This window comes from Paenibacillus sp. MDV22-iso6 (genome assembly GCF_058408365.1).
In genome coordinates, this window is sequence record NZ_JBZVDZ010000003.1 from 343813 (window position 1) to 362484 (window position 18672).

Annotated in this window: 20 protein-coding genes; 9 read left to right on the top strand and 11 right to left on the bottom strand. The window is 47.8% G+C overall.

Going from position 1 to position 18672, the window contains the following annotated elements:
* Positions 1 to 13 precede the first annotated feature (13 nt).
* Entirely contained in the window at positions 14 to 1219 is a 1206-nt protein-coding gene (locus AC4PM4_RS10795; protein WP_491613587.1) for a nitric oxide synthase oxygenase, read from the top strand.
* Between the two features lie 343 nt (positions 1220 to 1562).
* Here AC4PM4_RS10795 and AC4PM4_RS10800 read toward each other — a convergent pair whose 3' ends face one another.
* Positions 1563 to 2876 (bottom strand): MFS transporter, encoded by a 1314-nt coding sequence (locus AC4PM4_RS10800; protein WP_491613588.1) that lies wholly within the window; start codon positions 2874 to 2876, stop codon positions 1563 to 1565.
* 215 nt (positions 2877 to 3091) lie between these two features.
* Between AC4PM4_RS10800 and AC4PM4_RS10805 the strand changes: the two genes are divergently transcribed.
* From AC4PM4_RS10805 to AC4PM4_RS10820, 4 genes are read left to right on the top strand one after another with little or no spacing between them, the layout of a single operon-like run.
* Positions 3092 to 4201 (top strand): ABC transporter ATP-binding protein, encoded by a 1110-nt coding sequence (locus tag AC4PM4_RS10805; protein WP_063567198.1) that lies wholly within the window; start codon positions 3092 to 3094, stop codon positions 4199 to 4201.
* Entirely contained in the window at positions 4191 to 5024 is an 834-nt protein-coding gene (locus tag AC4PM4_RS10810) for an ABC transporter permease (protein WP_024632841.1), read from the top strand. Before AC4PM4_RS10805 ends, AC4PM4_RS10810 begins: the two co-directional genes overlap by 11 nt.
* Entirely contained in the window at positions 4999 to 5805 is an 807-nt protein-coding gene (locus AC4PM4_RS10815; RefSeq protein WP_491613589.1) for an ABC transporter permease, read from the top strand. The genes AC4PM4_RS10810 and AC4PM4_RS10815 overlap by 26 nt, the downstream gene beginning before the upstream one ends.
* Positions 5802 to 6875, top strand: a complete 1074-nt coding sequence (locus AC4PM4_RS10820; RefSeq protein WP_063567200.1) for an ABC transporter substrate-binding protein — start codon at positions 5802 to 5804, stop codon at positions 6873 to 6875. Before AC4PM4_RS10815 ends, AC4PM4_RS10820 begins: the two co-directional genes overlap by 4 nt.
* A 359-nt stretch (positions 6876 to 7234) precedes the next feature.
* Here AC4PM4_RS10820 and AC4PM4_RS10825 read toward each other — a convergent pair whose 3' ends face one another.
* Together AC4PM4_RS10825 and AC4PM4_RS10830 are read right to left on the bottom strand one after the other, a co-directional pair.
* Positions 7235 to 7735: a hypothetical protein gene (locus AC4PM4_RS10825; protein WP_491613590.1), complete on the bottom strand. Its 501-nt coding sequence runs from the start codon at positions 7733 to 7735 to the stop codon at positions 7235 to 7237.
* Positions 7736 to 7924: 189 nt separating this feature from the next.
* Positions 7925 to 8968: an AraC family transcriptional regulator gene (locus AC4PM4_RS10830; RefSeq protein WP_079695544.1), complete on the bottom strand. Its 1044-nt coding sequence runs from the start codon at positions 8966 to 8968 to the stop codon at positions 7925 to 7927.
* A 134-nt stretch (positions 8969 to 9102) separates the two neighbouring features.
* Between AC4PM4_RS10830 and AC4PM4_RS10835 the strand changes: the two genes are divergently transcribed.
* Positions 9103 to 9735 (top strand): NAD(P)H-dependent oxidoreductase, encoded by a 633-nt coding sequence (locus AC4PM4_RS10835; RefSeq protein WP_072733691.1) that lies wholly within the window; start codon positions 9103 to 9105, stop codon positions 9733 to 9735.
* Between the two features lie 114 nt (positions 9736 to 9849).
* On the opposite strand, the gene AC4PM4_RS10840 is transcribed toward AC4PM4_RS10835, so the two are convergent.
* From AC4PM4_RS10840 to AC4PM4_RS10850, 3 genes are all read right to left on the bottom strand, one after another.
* Positions 9850 to 10851, bottom strand: coding sequence for a cation diffusion facilitator family transporter (locus tag AC4PM4_RS10840; RefSeq protein ID WP_095206212.1), 1002 nt, complete (start codon positions 10849 to 10851; stop codon positions 9850 to 9852).
* Between the two features lie 199 nt (positions 10852 to 11050).
* A complete protein-coding gene (locus AC4PM4_RS10845; RefSeq protein ID WP_491613591.1) occupies positions 11051 to 11821 on the bottom strand; it encodes a DODA-type extradiol aromatic ring-opening family dioxygenase in 771 nt (256 codons plus the stop codon).
* Positions 11821 to 12498 (bottom strand): alpha/beta hydrolase, encoded by a 678-nt coding sequence (locus AC4PM4_RS10850; protein WP_491613592.1) that lies wholly within the window; start codon positions 12496 to 12498, stop codon positions 11821 to 11823. Before AC4PM4_RS10850 ends, AC4PM4_RS10845 begins: the two co-directional genes overlap by 1 nt.
* Before the next feature lie 220 nt (positions 12499 to 12718).
* On the opposite strand from AC4PM4_RS10850, the gene AC4PM4_RS10855 reads away from it, so the two are divergent.
* From AC4PM4_RS10855 to AC4PM4_RS10865, 3 genes are read left to right on the top strand one after another with little or no spacing between them, the layout of a single operon-like run.
* Complete coding sequence (locus tag AC4PM4_RS10855) at positions 12719 to 13087, top strand: glyoxalase superfamily protein (RefSeq protein WP_491613593.1); 369 nt, start codon at positions 12719 to 12721, stop codon at positions 13085 to 13087.
* A 56-nt stretch (positions 13088 to 13143) separates the two neighbouring features.
* Positions 13144 to 13692 (top strand): helix-turn-helix domain-containing protein, encoded by a 549-nt coding sequence (locus tag AC4PM4_RS10860; protein ID WP_064641803.1) that lies wholly within the window; start codon positions 13144 to 13146, stop codon positions 13690 to 13692.
* A 15-nt stretch (positions 13693 to 13707) separates the two neighbouring features.
* Positions 13708 to 13893 (top strand): hypothetical protein, encoded by a 186-nt coding sequence (locus AC4PM4_RS10865; RefSeq protein WP_143806550.1) that lies wholly within the window; start codon positions 13708 to 13710, stop codon positions 13891 to 13893.
* Positions 13894 to 13912: 19 nt separating this feature from the next.
* Here AC4PM4_RS10865 and AC4PM4_RS10870 read toward each other — a convergent pair whose 3' ends face one another.
* The 5 genes from AC4PM4_RS10870 to AC4PM4_RS10890 form a co-directional block, all read right to left on the bottom strand.
* Positions 13913 to 14632 carry a 3-ketoacyl-ACP reductase gene (locus AC4PM4_RS10870; RefSeq protein ID WP_064641804.1) on the bottom strand — a complete coding sequence of 240 codons (720 nt, stop codon included), beginning with the start codon at positions 14630 to 14632 and terminating at the stop codon, positions 13913 to 13915.
* A gap of 74 nt (positions 14633 to 14706) precedes the next feature.
* Positions 14707 to 15609, bottom strand: coding sequence for a DUF4097 family beta strand repeat-containing protein (locus AC4PM4_RS10875; RefSeq protein ID WP_491613594.1), 903 nt, complete (start codon positions 15607 to 15609; stop codon positions 14707 to 14709).
* Between the two features lie 2 nt (positions 15610 to 15611).
* Positions 15612 to 16202, bottom strand: coding sequence for an HAAS signaling domain-containing protein (locus AC4PM4_RS10880; protein ID WP_064641806.1), 591 nt, complete (start codon positions 16200 to 16202; stop codon positions 15612 to 15614).
* Entirely contained in the window at positions 16195 to 16524 is a 330-nt protein-coding gene (locus AC4PM4_RS10885; RefSeq protein ID WP_063567210.1) for a PadR family transcriptional regulator, read from the bottom strand. Before AC4PM4_RS10885 ends, AC4PM4_RS10880 begins: the two co-directional genes overlap by 8 nt.
* A 274-nt stretch (positions 16525 to 16798) precedes the next feature.
* On the bottom strand, positions 16799 to 18343 hold the full coding sequence (locus tag AC4PM4_RS10890; RefSeq protein ID WP_063567211.1) for an FAD-dependent oxidoreductase: 1545 nt from the start codon (positions 18341 to 18343) through the stop codon (positions 16799 to 16801).
* Between the last annotated feature and the right edge of the window lie 329 nt (positions 18344 to 18672).

An 18672-nucleotide genomic window follows, 5' to 3' on the forward strand; every position in this document is an offset into this window, starting at 1 on the left:
GGTGGAGTGAATAATGCGGACAGACCTGGAAGAACTGCGGGATGAAGCTGAACGGTTTATATATAGATGTTATGAAGAGCTGGGCCATTCGCGTGAAGACGCGCAGGCCCGGCTTGTTGCAGTTTTGAACGAGATTGAGCACACAGGCACATATGTGCATACTGCGGATGAACTGGAGCATGGCTGTAAAATGGCATGGCGGAACAGCAATCGCTGCATCGGGCGGCTATTCTGGGATAAACTGCGCATCGTTGATGCACGTCATGCAGATACGGTTGGAACGGCAGCGGATGCTGTGATGACGCACATCAGAGCGGCTTCCAACAAAGGGAAGATTATTCCCATGATTACGATTCTTCCACCTGATGGACCGAAGGGAGCCCCTGTGCGAATTTGGAATCACCAGTTAATCCGTTATGCCGGATATGAGACGACGGAAGGCATTGTAGGTGATCCTGCCTCCGTTGAGCTAACGAAGACAGCAATGTCGCTTGGCTGGCTGGGGGAAGGCACGCCTTATGATGTGCTTCCATTGATTATCCAGGCTAAGGGGCAAGCTCCAGAGTGGTATCCTGTGCCCAAGGAAGACATCGTGGAAGTGAGGATCGAACACCCGGAGCGTCCTGAGATTGCTGAACTGGACATGCGCTGGTACGGTGTACCGATGATTGCCGATATGCGGCTGGAGATTGGCGGCATATCCTACCCGGCAGCACCATTCAACGGCTGGTATATGGGCACTGAGATTGGCGCACGCAATCTGGCAGATACGTTTCGGTATAATAAACTACCAGCGGTAGCGGCAGCACTTGGCTTGAATACTTCGAGTGAAACGACGTTGTGGAAGGATCGGGCTCTGGTAGAGCTGAATGTAGCGGTGCTGCATTCGTTCAAGAAAGCAGGCGTTAGCATTGTGGATCACCACACAGCGGCAGCGCAATTTGCCTTGTTTGAGCAGCGGGAAGAGAAGGCCGGGCGCGAACTGACAGGCGATTGGGTCTGGCTGATTCCGCCGGTGTCGCCGGCAACGACGCATATTTTCCACAGTTCCTATCGCAATGAGATTGTGAAACCTAACTTTTTCTATGGAGATCATTCTTACACATTGGATTCAGAGAAATCGGAAGCTGAACGAATGGACAGGGAAAAACAACAACCCGAGGGGGATCAGCAGCCTCATGCTGAGAACCCACCAATGAAATGCCCGTTTGCACACTGATGTGTGAACGGGTTGTTTTTTTTCTGTTTTTTCATCAAAGCACGAGCTCTAAAATAGGAAATAAATCTGAATATTATTTCTCTATATGGGAATTAATTGAACTCCTATAATAAGGATCATGACTTAATATAGGAGGGTTACCCATGCACGGAGTTTGAAGGTGAGTTGAAGCCCGATGGGGTGGAAGTTCTTGAAGCAAAGTTTTACAAGCCGACGGAATTGCCTGAGAACACAGACCCTTATTTGAAAAATAAAATCAAAGAAAATGCACTACATATCGCAACTTTATTAGGAATAAATAAATGAATGGAGGCTGCCCACAGATGTGGGCAGTCTTGTGCGTCTACACTCGTTTCGATCTGTAACGGCTGCGCATCACTGCCTGAACGGCAATTGCAGCAGCAATGAGAAGCAGATTGAACACAAACACGGTATACAGCGATCCACGCTCCACAAGCAGCGCAGCCACCAGAGGCGATACGATGGAACCGATCTCTGCCACAGAGACAATTTTGCCGATGACGGAGCTCCTACCCTCGTCCGGGATATGATCCCCGATATGAGCAAAGAACGAATCCATGTAACATGCACCGCCTACGCCACCGATCAGCATGCCCACGTAAACCAGCACATACGAAGATGTGCTCAGAAAAACGACCACTTCGATACCAATCATCAGCATGCCGAACATGCAGAGCAGCAGACGATCACCCATCCGATCAGACAGGTAACCGGCTATCGGAGCAGCCGCGAGTGTAGAAATACCAACGACGGTAAAGGCAAGACTGATCGCAAACGGGTCCCACTGCATGATATGAGCTGCATACAATGCAAAATAAGTCAGAAACACGGCATAAGCACTCATCTCTAGGAAATGAACCGTACCGTAGCCAATCAGTTGCTGCCGCCGGGTAAGTCCGGTGGACGGTTCAGGAGTGATTGGGCTAGGAGTAGCGTTTACTGGAGAAACTGTATAATCGGCAGGCGTTTGCGTTGGTTTGGCATGCGTTGGAGACTCGCTTAAGTCGTGGCCGTCCGCCACATTTTCAGATACAGGATTGGGCTTTGCTGCTGTCTTCATCCCCATTGCTGCAACCACAGCCATCAGGCAGCACACGGTAACGAGTAAAAAAGGCACCGATAAAGGCCAATGCAACGAGAGCCAGCCGCTGATGACCGGACCCAGCACCATGCCCCCGCCTTCACTGCTGCTGATGTAACCGTTGTACAGCCCCCGGTTGTCGACATTCCCCTCATCCCCGATGATGGAACGCACGACGACTGTAAGTCCGGTAGAAGCGAGCCCTTGCAGCAGCCGCAGCAGACCGAATACGAGCGCCGCAGAAGATACAGCGAAACCGCCCATACAAACAGCGAGCAGCAGCAGCATGGCAATAAGTGCCCGCTTGCCCCCAATTTTTCGATAGAGTGCCGCAGCGGGCACCCCGCCAATCACTTTACCGACATAAAAGAGTGCAAAAATAACCCCCATCATCCAGCCGGACAGGCCGAATTCCTCAATAAACAAAGGGAACAGGGGCAGGATCATGAAACCGCCCATCTGACTCAGAAAACAAATGATCATCAGCAAAGGCAGGTTACGACGAATATCCACGAACAGGACTCCTTTCACATGACTTGATTCCGAAATCCTCATGAAATCGCTCTACATGGATGCGTAGATATCGACATATACCCGTAATGTATGCTGTATTTGTGAGAATAAGAAGAAATAACACATGGCGTTTACATCAAAACCATTGCGGATATAGCTGAATCATATATAATAGATGGGATTTGTAATGAAGCATGCATGAAAAGAAGTGTACAGGCTCAAGGTATACCTCAAGTTTAAAGGGGGCGAAATGAAGCATGTCAGAACAACAACCGATTATCCGGTTCGACCGGGTGACCCAGCAATACGATCAGGATGAAGCCGTATTGAAGGAGGTCAGCTTCGAGATTGAGCGGGGTAAATTTTATACGCTACTCGGCCCGTCAGGCTGCGGGAAAACAACGATATTGCGCCTGATCGCCGGCTTTGCGGAGCCGACACAGGGCAGTATTTATTTTAACGGAGCACTGATTAACCAAGTGCCGGCTCACCAGCGGCAGGTGAATACCGTATTTCAGGATTATGCGTTATTTCCACATTTAAACGTATTTGAGAACGTAGCTTTTGGTTTGCGGATCAAAAAAATGAAAACCGCTGAAATTCAAGGCAAAGTGCTGGAAGCACTCAAGTTCGTCAATCTCTCTGGCTATGAAAACCGTGAAATTGGCGAGATGTCTGGCGGACAACGGCAGCGTGTCGCCATTGCGCGGGCGATTGTGAATGAACCCGAGATTTTGCTGCTGGACGAGCCGCTCTCGGCGCTCGATCTGAAACTGCGGACAGAAATGCAGTATGAACTGCGTGAGCTGCAACAGCGATTGGGCATTACGTTTATTTTTGTCACGCATGATCAGGAAGAAGCCTTAGCGATGTCAGATGAGATCTTTGTCCTGAACGGCGGCGTCATTCAACAGAGCGGAACACCGAATGATATCTATGATGAGCCGATTAACCGTTTTGTGGCGGACTTTATTGGTGAATCGAACATTGTATCCGGCAAAATGAAGCAAGATTTTGTGGTGGAATTCGCTGGCGCAGAGTACGAGTGTGTCGATCAGGGTTTGCAGCGGGACGAGCCTGTAGAGATTGTGATCCGTCCAGAGGATATGGAGATTACAACCGAGGAACAGGGCAAGATGCAGGTCAACGTGGACTCCCAGCTGTTCCGTGGGGTGCACTACGAGATATCCACATACGATGATGCGGGTAATGAGTGGCTGGTGCATTCCACGAAGAAAGCCGTCGTAGGCGCTCGTATTGGACTGTATTTTGACCCGGAAGCCATCCACGTCATGCGCTTTAATGAGACGGAAGAAGAGTTCGATAAACGTCTGGAAGCCTATCAAGAGGCCGTTCATGCAGACTAAGGCGAGTACACGCAATGCGTATCTGATTCCATATGTATTATGGATGGTGTTGTTTGTAGTTGCTCCGGTTCTGCTGGTGGTGTATTACTCGTTCTTCGATGTGGAAGGTAATTTCACGCTGGGTAACTACGCTCGGTTCTTTACACCTGTGTACATGCAGATGACCCTGAGCTCGTTCTGGTATGCATTTCTGATCACGGTGTTCTCGCTGTTGGTCTCGTATCCGACGGCGTATCTACTGACTCGTACGAAGCACAAGCAGCTGTGGCTGCTGCTTATAATTTTGCCAAGCTGGATCAATCTGTTGTTAAAAGCGTACGCCTTTATCGGCCTGTTCGGCACGTATGGCTTGACCAATTCCTTACTGGAAGTGGTGGGTATTGGCACGCAACAGATTTTGTTCACCGATTTCAGTTTTATCTTTGTCTCGGTGTACATCTTCATTCCATTCATGATCTTGCCGATCTTCAACGCGTTGGAAGAGATGAATCCTTCGCTGATCTATGCGGCCCGGGATCTTGGGGCATCGTCATGGCTGACGTTCCGCCGGGTTATCTTCCCGTTGACGCTCAGCGGAGTGAAATCCGGCTGTCAGGCCGTATTTATTCCGGCGCTATCTTTGTTCATGATTACCCGCCTTATTGCGGGGAACCGGGTAATTACGCTGGGAACAGCGATTGAGCAGCATTTTCTCGTCACCCAGGACTGGGGGATGGGTTCGACGATTGCCGTCTTTTTGATTATTGCGATGGCGATCATTATGTTCCTGACTGGATCAGGCAAGAAGGAGGTGCGTAATGGGAAGAAACGGAAAGCTGTCTAACGTCTATCTGGCCGTTGTATTCGCCATACTGTACGCACCGATTGCGTATCTGATCTTCTATTCCTTCAACAGTGGCGGGCATATGCGCGGTTTCGAAGGATTTACATTGAAATGGTACAGGGAAGTATTTGCCGATACCCGGCTGCTGATCATTGTACTCAATACGTTCATTATTGCGCTCCTGTCCTCTGCGATCTCGACGATGCTCGGTGTGGCAGGGGCACTGGCGATCTACCATGTGCGGCGCAAACGGACCAAGAATACGTTGCTGTCACTCAATAACGTGCTGATCGTTAGTCCGGATGTCATCATTGGTGCATCCTTTCTGATTCTATTCACCATGATTGGCATCAAGCTTGGATTCACTTCGGTATTGTTGTCTCATATCGCATTCAGCGTGCCGATTGTAGTAATTATGGTACTGCCAAAGCTTCAGGAGATGAGCCCGACATTGATGGATGCGGCGCGCGATCTGGGTGCTGGATCATGGCAGATCCTAACTCGTGTCGTGCTTCCATACGTTAAACCGGGTATTTTTGCCGGATTCTTCATGGCATTGACTTACTCGCTTGATGACTTTGCGGTAACATTCTTTGTCACGGGTAACGGATACTCCACACTCTCTGTGGAGATTTATTCAAGAGCAAGGCAGGGTGTGTCATTGTCCATCAATGCGCTGTCCACGCTGCTGTTCCTGCTGACGGTGCTGCTGGTGGTTGGGTATTACTTCATTAACCGCCGTGCAACGCGAACGCCTGAGGGAAGGGGGCTGCGTCCATGAAGCAACTGGTTCGGACATTTGCGATTGTATTTGTGGCTGCCTTTGCCTTGATGATTCTCGCTTCGTATCTGAACAAGAGTCAGGGGTATTCCGGCGGCAACACGCTGACGATTTACAACTGGGGCGATTATATCGACCCTGATTTGCTGAAGGAATTTGAACAAGAGACCGGCATCAAGGTGATCTATCAGACGTTTGATTCGAACGAAGCGATGTTAACCAAGATTGAGCAGGGCGGAACGACGTTTGATGTGGCGATTCCTTCTGAGTATGCGATTAGCAAAATGAAAGAGGAAAACCTGCTCATTCCGCTGGATCACAGCAAGCTGCCCAATCTGAGCAACATCGACTCCCGGTTCATGGACCTATCCTTTGATGAGGGCAACAAGTACTCCATCCCTTACTTCTGGGGAACGGTGGGTATTGTGTACAATCCTGAACTGGTCGATGGGTTAACGTTTGAGAGCTGGAATGATCTGTGGGACCCACGTTTGAAAAATCAAATCCTGCTGCTCGACGGTGCCCGTGAAGTCATGGGCATGGGGCTGAACAGCCTCGGGTATTCGTTGAACGATACGAACGAAGATCATCTGCAGGAAGCTTTGAAGAAACTGTCCACCCTCACGCCTAACGTCAGAGCGATTGTCGGAGACGAGATCAAAATGCTGCTGGCAAACGAGGAAGCGGCGGTAGGACTCGTATGGTCCGGTGATGCGTCAGAAATTATGGATGAGAACGACAAGCTGGATTACGTGGTTCCGGAGGAAGGCTCGAACCTTTGGTTCGATAACATGGTCATTCCGAAGACCGCGAGTAATATTGAAGGTGCTCATCAGTTTATCAACTTCATGCTGGACCCTGATCATGCGGCTCGTAATACTGAATATGTAGGGTACTCTACACCGAACGCCGAGGCATTGAAGCTGCTGCCAGAGGATATTTCGGAGGATGAACGATTCTATCCAGATGAGACACTGACGGGTAAGCTGGAAGTGTACAATAATCTGGGCAAAAAAATGCTCTCGCATTATAACGATTTGTTCCTCGAATTTAAAATGCATAGCAAATAAAAGGTATTCGAGTGAGATGCACAGCGTCTCTCTAATTCATTAAAACTCCAATGGGAGTTAATAACCACCAATAGCGCGTGTACAGTTCGTTAGAATAAATAGGGGTGCAGCTCGTCATTTCAATTAAATGACGAGCTGCACCCCTACATTTTTACTCTGCCTCAGAGCAAATAGCTCAAGTGTTTTGTTCTATTTAGTTTACACGTTAACGGAGAGGACAGAACAAACTGAAGAAGCGAAGCGCTCGCCTTTATCTCCGGATTTTTCCCTTTATTAAAGGGGAATCAAGAAAATCTGGAGGTAACAGCGATCAAAAGTTGTTCTGTCATCGGAGTGGTCAAGTGGAAACAATCAGAAGTTTACATGCGCTTTTTGCGACCCACAATGATCCACGCCCCACCCATAATCAGCACAATCGCCAAGAATGGCTGGATAAAGGACAGACTGTTCAGCATCGTGCCAATCGACATGACGGCGAAGAATAACAGTGAGATAACCGTCAGAATGTTGATCGGAATCAGCAACCATTTGTTACGGCCACCGAACCAATACAATTCGAACAGACCTACCGCTACCGCAAGAATGAAGCCAGGCCACATCGTGCTCCAGTTACCAAAAAGCATGGCGATCTGGGAGACAACACCTACCGTAAGCAAGATGCCCCCGGGAACAAGTAATCCGATCCCTCGTCCAATCATGGAGAAGTACAGCCAGTGGAAGAATAAACCCAATGGAATTACAAATAGGGTGGGCCAGAACGTGGCAAAGATTGTACCTGGACCGAGTGAACCTCCCTGGTTCAAAATCAGGTACACGCCGAGCAAAATAAGCACAGGCGCAAGGATGGTGCGTTTAGCCATGATATCTCTCCTTTTCAATACAAGATCAATTCCCGAACGGTCATGGAGTATGTTTTCTCGTTATTCACAGCATACCATGAACCGCAAAAGGGTATCCTCGGTCTTTGGAGTTAAACTTCACCTAGACTAAAGTCTAGGTTCAAAACATGTAATCACTAATCCCCTTAGGAGGATTGGATTCGGGATTATTCAACTACGGGGCTGCATGGGCTGTTTGAGACTGGAACGGTATTGCCCGGGAGTCTGTCCCGTCCACTTTTTGAAGGCATTCTGAAACGCGCTTTGCTCCGAAAAATGTAAGGCATACGCAATATCCCCCACGGAATAGGTTCCCTTCTGCAAATATCGCAATGCCATTTCCTTGCGTACCTGAACGGATATCTCATGATACGTTGTATCTTCTTCACGCAATCGGCTCTGAAGTGTGCGAATGCTCACGCCCAGATACTCTGCGGTGTGTTGTAATGTGGGAAAGAAGGTTGGTAGGCTCTCCATCATCCATCGACTTACTTTGCCAGAGAAGGATTGAGATGAATGAAGCTCATCTTTGCTTTCCTGAGCCATGGTTTCAAAGACCTTCAGCATTCTTGCATCCGAATATAATACGGGCTGATCCAGAATGTCTTTGTGCATTCGCAGGAGTGTACGGGTAGCCCCGAATCGAGGCTCTATTCCGAACATGCCAACATAAGGAGATAGATCGCCTGAAGCATCGGGGGCTTGATGACTAAACTGAACCTCTTTTAACTCCACCCGGCGATTCGCCAGTTTGCTGATCAAATACATCATCGAGACAGCCATATCTTCCACACAATGACGGGACATCTGCTTCTCCGAATTTTGCAAAGACAATTGAAGGATCAAATCCGTTCCGGCTACTTTCCAATCCAGATTAAATCCACTATATAGAATGATGTTATATCGTTGATAAGCAGCGAGTGCATCTCCAATCGTCTTGGAATGCATCATGACGTAACCAGGAAGGCCAAGGTCCGCAAAGTCCAGCAGTTGTCCCTGGTTCAATCCAAAATACAGATCATCCGAGTATCTCGCAGCATACTGCATAATCCGTTCCAACTCTTCAACTGGAATACGTGCTTCCGGATTCTGCATAATAGCAGGATCTAAGCTGACGTACTCGAAAAACGCTTCGGATTCGTACCCTTTGTTCACCAGCGTCTTCATAATCGGATACAACATGGAAATGGACACACCGTGATTATGGTTGTTCATGCTACCCCCTTTTGCGCGAATCAGCAATGTTTTGGCGCCGTTGATCATTTGTTTATGTATGCGTTCATTCTATGCTTGTGATATGCCTGCTTCTTCGGCCTTCATGAACTTTATTATACAGGAGGAACAGATGTATGAAGTCAAATATTTTGGTAATTAATGGTCATCCCGATCCGCAAAGTTACTGCAAAGCACTGTCAGAAGCCTATATAAAAGGAGCTCGACAATCGGGCAGTTCTGTGGAACTGATCGACCTGAGCCATATTCAGTTTAATCTCAATCTTCAGTACGGGTACCGTCAGCGGACGGAATTGGAGCCTGATTTGGTGAGAGCTCAGGAATTGATCCGATGGGCGGACCATCTGGTGTTTGTATATCCGACGTGGTGGGGAGTGATGCCTGCTATTTTGAAAGGGTTTATTGATCGGGTGTTTTTGCCTGGATTCGCGATGAAAGATCGGGAGGACTCACCCCTATGGGACAAATTGCTGAAAGGAAGGTCTGCCCACATCATTGTGACCATGGATACACCACGCTGGTACAATCGATTGATTTACAGACATGCAGGGCACCGGGTCATGAAATCCAATATTCTCAAATTCTGCGGGGTCTCCCCGGTACGTGTAACCGAGATTAGTCCAATCAAAGGCTCCACTGAGGCGTTCCGTCTGAAATGGCTGGATAAATTGATGAAGATGGGCATGAAGCAAGGTGGCAGAAGTAAACCCCATGCTGGTCACTCAGCGAATTCTAACCAACAAGTTTAGCCCAACTTTAGCAGCCATGGAGTTATATTAGCTATGTCACGTTGTTTGCTATGTAAAGAAGCCCACTCCGCGAAGAGTAGGCTTCTTTTATCTTTTATAAAAGGGAGCAGGCCCTTATTTCACCACATCAGAATGCTTCTTGCCCCAGCTGTTCACACCATCATCTTCGATAATAGAGATGGCCGCATCGGCGATGTCTGGATCTGTCATTAACTTCTCTTGGATACGGAACTTGATATCATCTGCATCGGCAAGGCTCAATCCTTTGGTCAGTTCGATCAGACCCTCAACGTGGTAATAACGACCTTCCTGAATAATGCGCATCATCTGGATATCTGCAACATGAGAGTCTGCCAGAATGGTCTGGGATACTTTATCCTCAACATCCTGTGGAGCCGCTACACCAATCAGTCCGATCATATTGTCATAACCTACACGGAAAGCGACAGCGATCATCAGGCATCCAATAATGGTTGTCACGACTCCATCGAGCAATGCAAAATTGGTCAGTGCAATGACAACGACAGAGATCAGTGCGAGTGTCGCACCGAGTACCGCTACAATATCTTCGTAAAATACAAGGCGTGTTGGCGGCGCGGCACGTCCTACATTTTTGATCGCAGCAGGGAACAGGGCGAGGCCTGACGCTTTGGGCGCACGTGCTTCGTGTAGAATTTCTTTCATTGCTTTAATCAAAATGGCTCCATCGATCACAATGTTAAGCACCAGCACGCCGATGTTAATCCAGATACCACCGGAATGAGCAGCTGGATGCAGTAACAGATGAATGCCTTCATGGATCGTTTCATACGCCATAATGGTAACAACGATAACGGCAATCATACAGAAAATGTTGATGACTCGCCCGAATCCGGTCGGAAAGCGGCGTGTAGGTTTTTTCTCGGACAACACACTCCCGACAAAGACAAACCCTTGGTTGATGGCATCGGCTAGAGAGTGCATCGCCGAGGCGAACATGGCGCCACTGCCACTGAATAGAAAGGCTCCTCCTTTGCACAGTGCAAGTACAGCATTTCCTGCCATAGCTACAGCCGAGGATGTGTTCCCCTTTTTGACGAGAGACATTAAGCTCTCAGACTTTGGTTGTTCAGCCACTTCGAATGTTCCTCCCAGAAAGATGTGATAGGTGTAGAAAGAGTATTCCTTAATTACAGCTTGGTCATTTCCACTAAATGTTATTATAGCTTGCTTTACAACTCCCAGCATTATGCAAAAAAGGTCATATCACTAAAAACACCCGTGCGAGTTCGCACGAGTGTCTGGTTATTTTTATATAAGGTGTTATATCAATCGATCAATCAAATCTCCAGCAGGACAGGCTCAGGTTGCCATACTGATAGGCTTTGAACAGGAGTGATGCCTGCTTGTTCTGATCTCCCGCACCCATGGAGAGCAGCAATGGTACAAAATGCTCTGGCGTAGGCACGGCTGCTTGGGCTGATGGCGCCAGCTTGTCATAGGCGAATAGGGACGCTGTATCCCAACTCACAAGTTTGTCTTGCAGCCAGTTGTCAAACGCCAAGGCCCAAGTGTCAACGCCTGCGCTTTCCCAGTTTAACTGACGCAGGTTGTGTACCGTCCCACCACTGCCAATGACGAGAACGTCCTGCTCACGCAATGTGGCGAGTGCCTGCCCAACCTGATACTGCTGTTCATTGGACAGATAACGGTTCACGGATAAAGCAACGACCGGAATGTTCGCATTCGGATAGAGCAGGCGAAGCACAACCCAAGCACCGTGATCCAGACCACGAACAGAGTCGCTTTCCACCGGAATACCAGCATCCCCGAACAGGCGCTGAATCTCCGCTGTTGTCTCTTCATGTCCTTGTGCAGGGTATTTGATCTGATACAGCTCGGGCTGGAAGCCGCCAAAATCATAGATGGTCTCGTAGTTGGCTACTGAAGAAACCAATTGAGTTGTAGATTCCCAGTGAGCAGAGAACAATACGATCGCTTTGGGTTTCGGCAGTTCCTGTCCAAGTTTTTGCAGAAACTCAGTGTATGCATTTTCCTCCAGTGCGAGTGATGGTGCACCGTGAGCAATAAACAGGGATGGCATCATTATGAATTCAGTCCTTTCGGGTCTTCAGCAGTCAGCTTGGCGGCATCCGTCCGAAGCCATTGTTGAAATTGTTGATATAAATCGGGGGTGACTTGGTGTCCACCGTGATATGGAACGAACGTAACGTTATTGGTCTGTTCACGGAAGAAGCTGGCGTTATCTTCGCCAAGTTGCAGCGGGAAGAGATGATCCTGATCGCCATGCGATATAAATACAGATAACTCCGAGTTGGGCTGTATCTTGTATTCGTCTTTCACAAATTGCGGAATGTAACCACTCATGGCTACAATTCCCTTGATTGCATCTCCCATGATCAGCGAGAGCGTCATCGCCATAATGGCTCCCTGACTGAATCCGGCGATATAACGCCGTACCGGGTCAATGGCATATTTGGCAGACAAGTCAACCATTAGCTGTTGCAGTCCCTGAACAGAGGCGTCGAACAACTCACGGACGGGATTGCCAATGCTTTTAATTTGAAAATAGGCGTAGCCGCTACCCTGAACAATAGGCCCACGTACGGCGACGATAATAAAATCGGACTGAAGAGGCTCCATTAAGCGAAGCATATCCTGTTCATCCGAACCCATGCCATGCAGGGCAAAGATAACGGGATATTGTTGTTCTGTATTGTAATCGGAAGGAAGCCGAACCTCGTAAGTCAATGAATAATTCAATGCAACCACCACCTGATAAGAAATGAGTAATCAAATAAAGTTCACTAATATGAAATTAATATTCTTATTGATGAACAAAATTTATCATGATTCCATTGTAGGGTCAATATTTTTTTTGTATTATGAAAATATGTTCCGTATAAGAAATCTATAATGCTCTATAACGATGTAGCAGGCGGATCGCCAAAGTAATCCACATATTACTCCCAAGGACGTGATAATGATGCTCAACGAAATCGTACCTATTCTGAGGATATTTGATGAAGACAAGGCGAAGGAGTTTTACCTGGAATATCTGGGTTTTCGATTGGATTGGGAACATCGGTTTGAGCCAGATTTGCCGCTATATATGCAGGTATCTTTGGACTCCATTCAATTGCATCTATCCGGACATCATGGCGATTGTACGCCTGGAGCGGCTTTACGCATAGAAACGGATGCGCTCGATGTATTATGTGAGGCGCTCAATCGGAAAAAGTACAAGCATTCCAGACCTGGCATTACCGACACACCGTGGAACCTAAGGGAAATGACAGTGATTGATCCGTTTGGTAACCGGATTGTTTTTTATGAACCTAAAGCGGAATAAGATTGAGTGTTGAGTATACAGATCGGATATACAGATCAAAGGGGGAGGATTGCAACATGGATATTGGTCTAGCCATTCGTACGATCCGCAAACAAAAACAGATCACCATCATGCAAATGTGCGAGGGTACGGGGCTATCCAAGGGGTTTATCAGCAACGTGGAAAATAATAAAACATCACCGTCCATCGCGACGCTTGAAAGTATCGCGGATTATCTGGAAGTGCCACTGCCATACTTGCTGCTGTCACCGGAGCAGCGGATGAACGTGGTGCGCAAGGATGAGCGCAAAGAGACGACTGCCGGAAGTGGGCAGATCAAAGTACAGCATCTAACGGCAAAGGGTGCCATGCGCATGTCCATTGTAGAGCTGCCAGCAGGTGCATCGACTGGGGTTAATAAGCACGCCGGAGAAGAGAGTCATCTGGTTCTGCAAGGCCGAATTCGCGCAGAGCAGTGTGAGGACGTAGAGATTCTGGAAGCGGGGGATTCATTCAGCTGGAATGCCATCGTTCCCCACGAAGTAACCAATATTGGGGAGGAACCCGCGGTAGTACTGATCGCCGTGTCCAAGGAATTGGATTTGGACCATTTGTGGAACGCATAAGCAGAGAATCGCGGAATGGAGAATGAGAGAAGTAACGCTGCATTAATCATAAGGGTAGAGATTCAGCGTGATGAATCGTATTCGGACACGATGGCGGCTGCTGAATATGTAAAAGGCCGCCCAGAGGTTTCTCGGGCGGCCGGATGGCGACGGAGTGCATCATTAGAAATGGTTGCTTCCGTCATTCATTGTTCTTTATAAATGGTCTGACTACTCCTGCTTACTGTGGATTAGTTGTCCAGATGCCTGCGGCTTTAACAAATACACGGTCCGACAGTTTGAGCGTCGCCAAAGCCAGTTCAGCTACGTCTTCCGCTTGCATCATGCGGTCTTCGTCTCCAATTTTGAGTCCGGCATTGGTTGCCAGCTCCGTGTTCACTGTACTTGGTGTTAACGCAGTAACCCGGATATTGGATTTGCGCACTTCCTGCATCAGGGATTCGGTCATGCCGAGCAGTGCGAATTTGGAAGCACAGTAAGCTGAGCCTGTAGCGAATCCACGCTCGCCTGCGGTGGAGGCGATGTTGATAATGCTACCGCTGCTTTCCTTAATCATGCTTGGCAGTACGGCACGAGTTACATAGTATGTACCCATGACATTAACATGCAGGATACGTTCCCACTCTTCCGGGTCCATATCCAGCAGTGTGCCGAAGCTTGCAATGCCTGCATTGTTGATCAGAATATCGACTGCGCCAAGCTCCATCTCAATCGCAGCTACGGCTGCTTCAGCCTGAGTGCGATCGGAAATATCCGCAATAGCACTGGTTACTTTTACACCATATTCCTGGCTCAGCGATTGCTGGAGAGCCTCAAGATCGGAGGCCGTCCGAGCGATCAGGCCGAGATGTACACCTTCCTTGGCAAGTGCTTCAGCAATGGCACGGCCAATACCTTTACCGGCGCCAGTGATGACAGCCGTTTTATTTTTAAGTTCCATGTGGGTAACTCCTCCTTAGAATTGGACTAGCATTTAATTATACTATATTACCCACAGTTCGAATATTTGCTTCATCATGATTGTTTGATTTTGATACTGCCTGAGGTAGTGCGAGCTTTGATGACCTCACGGCTTACCATGGGGGAATCAGGTATATTTACATCACCGGAAGTGGCCTGTGCATCGTAAATGCCGTCAAAATCGGGCGCTGCCTGTATGGAAATATCTCCTGACTGTCCCGATACATCAATCGAACCGGAAACTTCTTGCTCGATCTTCACACTGCCAGAAGTGAACTTAACATTTGCTGCACCGTTCAATTGCGTAATTTTGGTATCTCCTGACTGTACACTTCGGGTCACATCGCCATCAATGCCATTCAGCGTGAAACTTCCGGACGTTTGTTTGACTTGCATATCCCCCGCAATTGCCGCAGCTTTAATGTCTCCTGAAGTTAGATCGAGTTGAATGGTTGGTACGGTAATGTCCTGAAGGTGAATGCTTCCAGACGTAGTGTTAAGGTCCAAGGTATTGGCATGCAGGCCCTTCAGATCCAGATCACTGGAAGAAGAGACGATGTTAACTTCATCCAGCTGATGTCCTTCAGGTAGCGCAACCGTGATCGTTTGCTGCTGATTATTCCAATAAAGGGTGAAAAATTGCAAACGCAAACGCTCTTCCTGGTTTAACGTAAAGGTTCCATCCGTGATCGAAGCCTGTTTAAAACCTTCAATGGTGGCCGGGTCCCACTTTCCGTCGACTTCAATGTAGCCATTGGAATCGGGACTGACAACGAATTCAATATCTGCGCTTAAGTTGGCATTCATCATGATATTGTGCAGCTCATCATTTTTGAATTCCCAACGTTTGGAGTAGGGTTCTCTCTCGTCTCCGAACTGAACTCCGTATATGGAGGTTCCGAGCAAACCGATGCCGATACATAGTATCGCTAAAGCGATCCATTTTTTGGTGCTCATGATTAGACATCTCCCTTCATCGTCTTTTGATTCCATCTTATATACTGAAGAGTGATCAACTTAAAGGCTGTAAACACCCTTTTTGTCGCAATGGCGAATAGAATGCCTATACCGAATACTCCAATCGAAACAAATAATTCAGAATACTCGAAATGGCCGAGATATAAGAAATCTACAGCAGCAGCAACCGGGGCTACGACCAGCAGCGACAAACTGGCAATCGTGAGCCATACCGACCACAGAGTCAGTCCTAGTGGAATCGCCAGTATAATGTTCAGGAAAAAAAGTCCGATTGCCGTGAAGAAGTTGCGTGCAGCTCGATTTCCCTTCTTTTGCTGTGAACGCATTTCTTCGAATGTCCGTGCGTAGAACGGATCAGATCCTGGCGTTTGTGCATCATACCGGTCACCGAGCGCTTCTTTGGCAATCTCGATCGGATGCCCCAGTTCCCGTGCAATCTCTTCTTCCGGTCTTCCTTCTCTTAATCCCATCTCAAAATGCTGTTCATAATCAGCGAGCAATTCTGCCCGTTCCAGCGGGTCCATCGGTCTTAAATGAATCTCCATTGCCTGCATGAATTGTTGTCTATTCATTGGGGGTACCTTCCTCTATAAGATTTGCGACATTGCGCACAAAACCATTCCATTCATTCGTCAGAGTCTTCATATAGTCACGGCCGGTATCAGACAGTTTGTAATACTTACGTGGTGGTCCTTCACTGGATTCCTGCAGGTAAGTCGTACAATAGCCGTCATTGACCAATCTTCGCAAAAGGGGATACAGCGCACCTTCCGCCACTTCAATATGCTGGGATACAGCCTGAGCCAGTTCGTAGCCGTAACGATCCTGGCGGTTGATTAACACGAGGACGCATAGTTCCAGCACCCCTTTTTTGAATTGAATATTAACATTCACTTGGGTTCCTCCTTGTTGCTCTATCCAATCACTAGTGTGTATTGTTCAGTAGTTGTAAATTCATCATAGCATCCGGTACTGTTTAATGCAAGGTAGTGATTTTAAAATAGTTCCGTATCACGATGTCCCGCTAAGTTGGATTAACTTCGTTTTCTCGCTATTTTATCTATAGATCAGCATACGCAAAACCCGAATCGGTTACTTCCGTCTGAAGGCGGATTCCGATCCGGGTCTATGGGATGAAGATATACGCTGATGGGGGTATCAGCTTGGTTTATTCTTGTGCTTCCAGCATCTTAAGGTCTTTAACGGCAGGTCCTTCAATGACTTTGCCCGCGTAATCGTAACGTGATCCGTGGCATGGGCAATCCCATGAACGTTCCCCGGCATTCCATTCCACTTCACAACCCAAATGGGTGCAGGTGGTATCCACAAGAAAGAGTTTGCCAGTCGGGTCCTTGTAGGCGCCAGCGCGTTTGCCGTCATGGCGAACAACAGCCCCTTCATCGTTGCCGAGTTCTCCCGTGTTCTTGTGAATAATGCCGACTTTGCCAGAGATCAGTTCCGCGGCTACATTGACATTCTCTACAAGGAAGTTTTTCACACCAGGGTCTACCTTGAATCTTGCAGGATCGAATACTGCTGCGTAAGAGTTATCTCGTCCAGTAATCCGGTCTGTAAGGATATGTCCAGCCATCGTTCCTGTGGTCATGCCCCATTTGGCAAAGCCGGTAGCCACATAGACACGTTCATGTCGTCCGGTAATTGGCCCAATGTAAGGGACCTTATCGATGGAGATCAGATCCTGAGCTGACCAGCGGAAAGGGATGTTGCGAATGCCAAATGTATCGGCTGCATAACGCTCCAAATTTTCATAATGACCGACAGTGCATATGCCCTGTCCGGTTTTGTGATTTTCTCCTCCAAAGAGGATGTGTTCCTTCCCTTTATGAATGACAGTACGCAGGGATCGATAGGGTTTATCGTCAGAGATATACATGCCACCTGTGAAAGGTTTCTGAGGTTCAACAACAACAGCATAGGAACGCTCGGCGTGCAGCCGTGAAAAATAAAATCCGGGGTCATAGACCGGGAAATGGGAGGCAACAACGACATGTTCGGCCGTTACGGATGGACCATTCTCATATGTCCGCACATGTAGCGAGGCATCTTCCTCCACATCGGTTACCGTTGTATGTTCGTAGATGCGGACACCTTGCTTGACTGCGGATTCCAGCAGATAATGTAAATAACTAAGCGGGTCAAAGCGAGCTTGTCCCGGCATCTTAATACCTGCTCTGGCCGGAACAGGGATGGGAAGGGGATCAACCCATTGACCAGGAATATTCAGCTTGCCATAGGCAGTCAGCTCAATCTCCAGCTTCTTGAGATTCTCCTCGGATTGAATGTAGACATAGGCTTCTTCCTCTGCCCACTGGCAATCAATCTGTTTCTCTTTTACCAGATCGCGCATCCACTTGGCGGCTGTTGCATTGCCTTCATAATACATGCGGGCCTGTTCTTCTCCAAAATGATGAAGCAATTCATCAAATATCACGCCATGCTGTGCCGATACCTTGGCCGTTGTATGGCCTGTTGTGCCATCCAGTACTTTTCCAGCTTCAAGCACGACCACGCTCATTCCCGTCTGGGCCAGCAAATAAGCTGTTGTGATACCTGCAATTCCTGCACCAATAATGGCTACATCGGCTGTTGTATCTTCTGTCAGTTTCGGATATTCATTGAATGTGTTTGTCGCTCTCCACAGGGATTCCGGTATGGAAGGCAAACCTGTCGGGGGCTGTTGATGCTCACTCACTTGATTTTCCTCCTTCAATATTCTTCTTCATTAAGGACTATGCTTAGCTCAATAAGTACGTCATATCTATACTCCTATCCATGATTACCATACTGTGCCAGAATAAAACGATTGTCCGCATACTTTCCTGAGGAAAGTTCACATTTTCCTGTGAAGCCCCCCTGTTTTTTTTGCTAAACATGCTATATGATAGATTTACCGAAACCGTTTTAGTAAATGAAATGAAGAGTTAACGACGGCTCGTAAAGTGCTTGTTCTAAAAGGTTAAATCTTCGAATCGTGAGCTCGGATATGTCAAGAATACATCGTATTAATTTATCAATTATGTA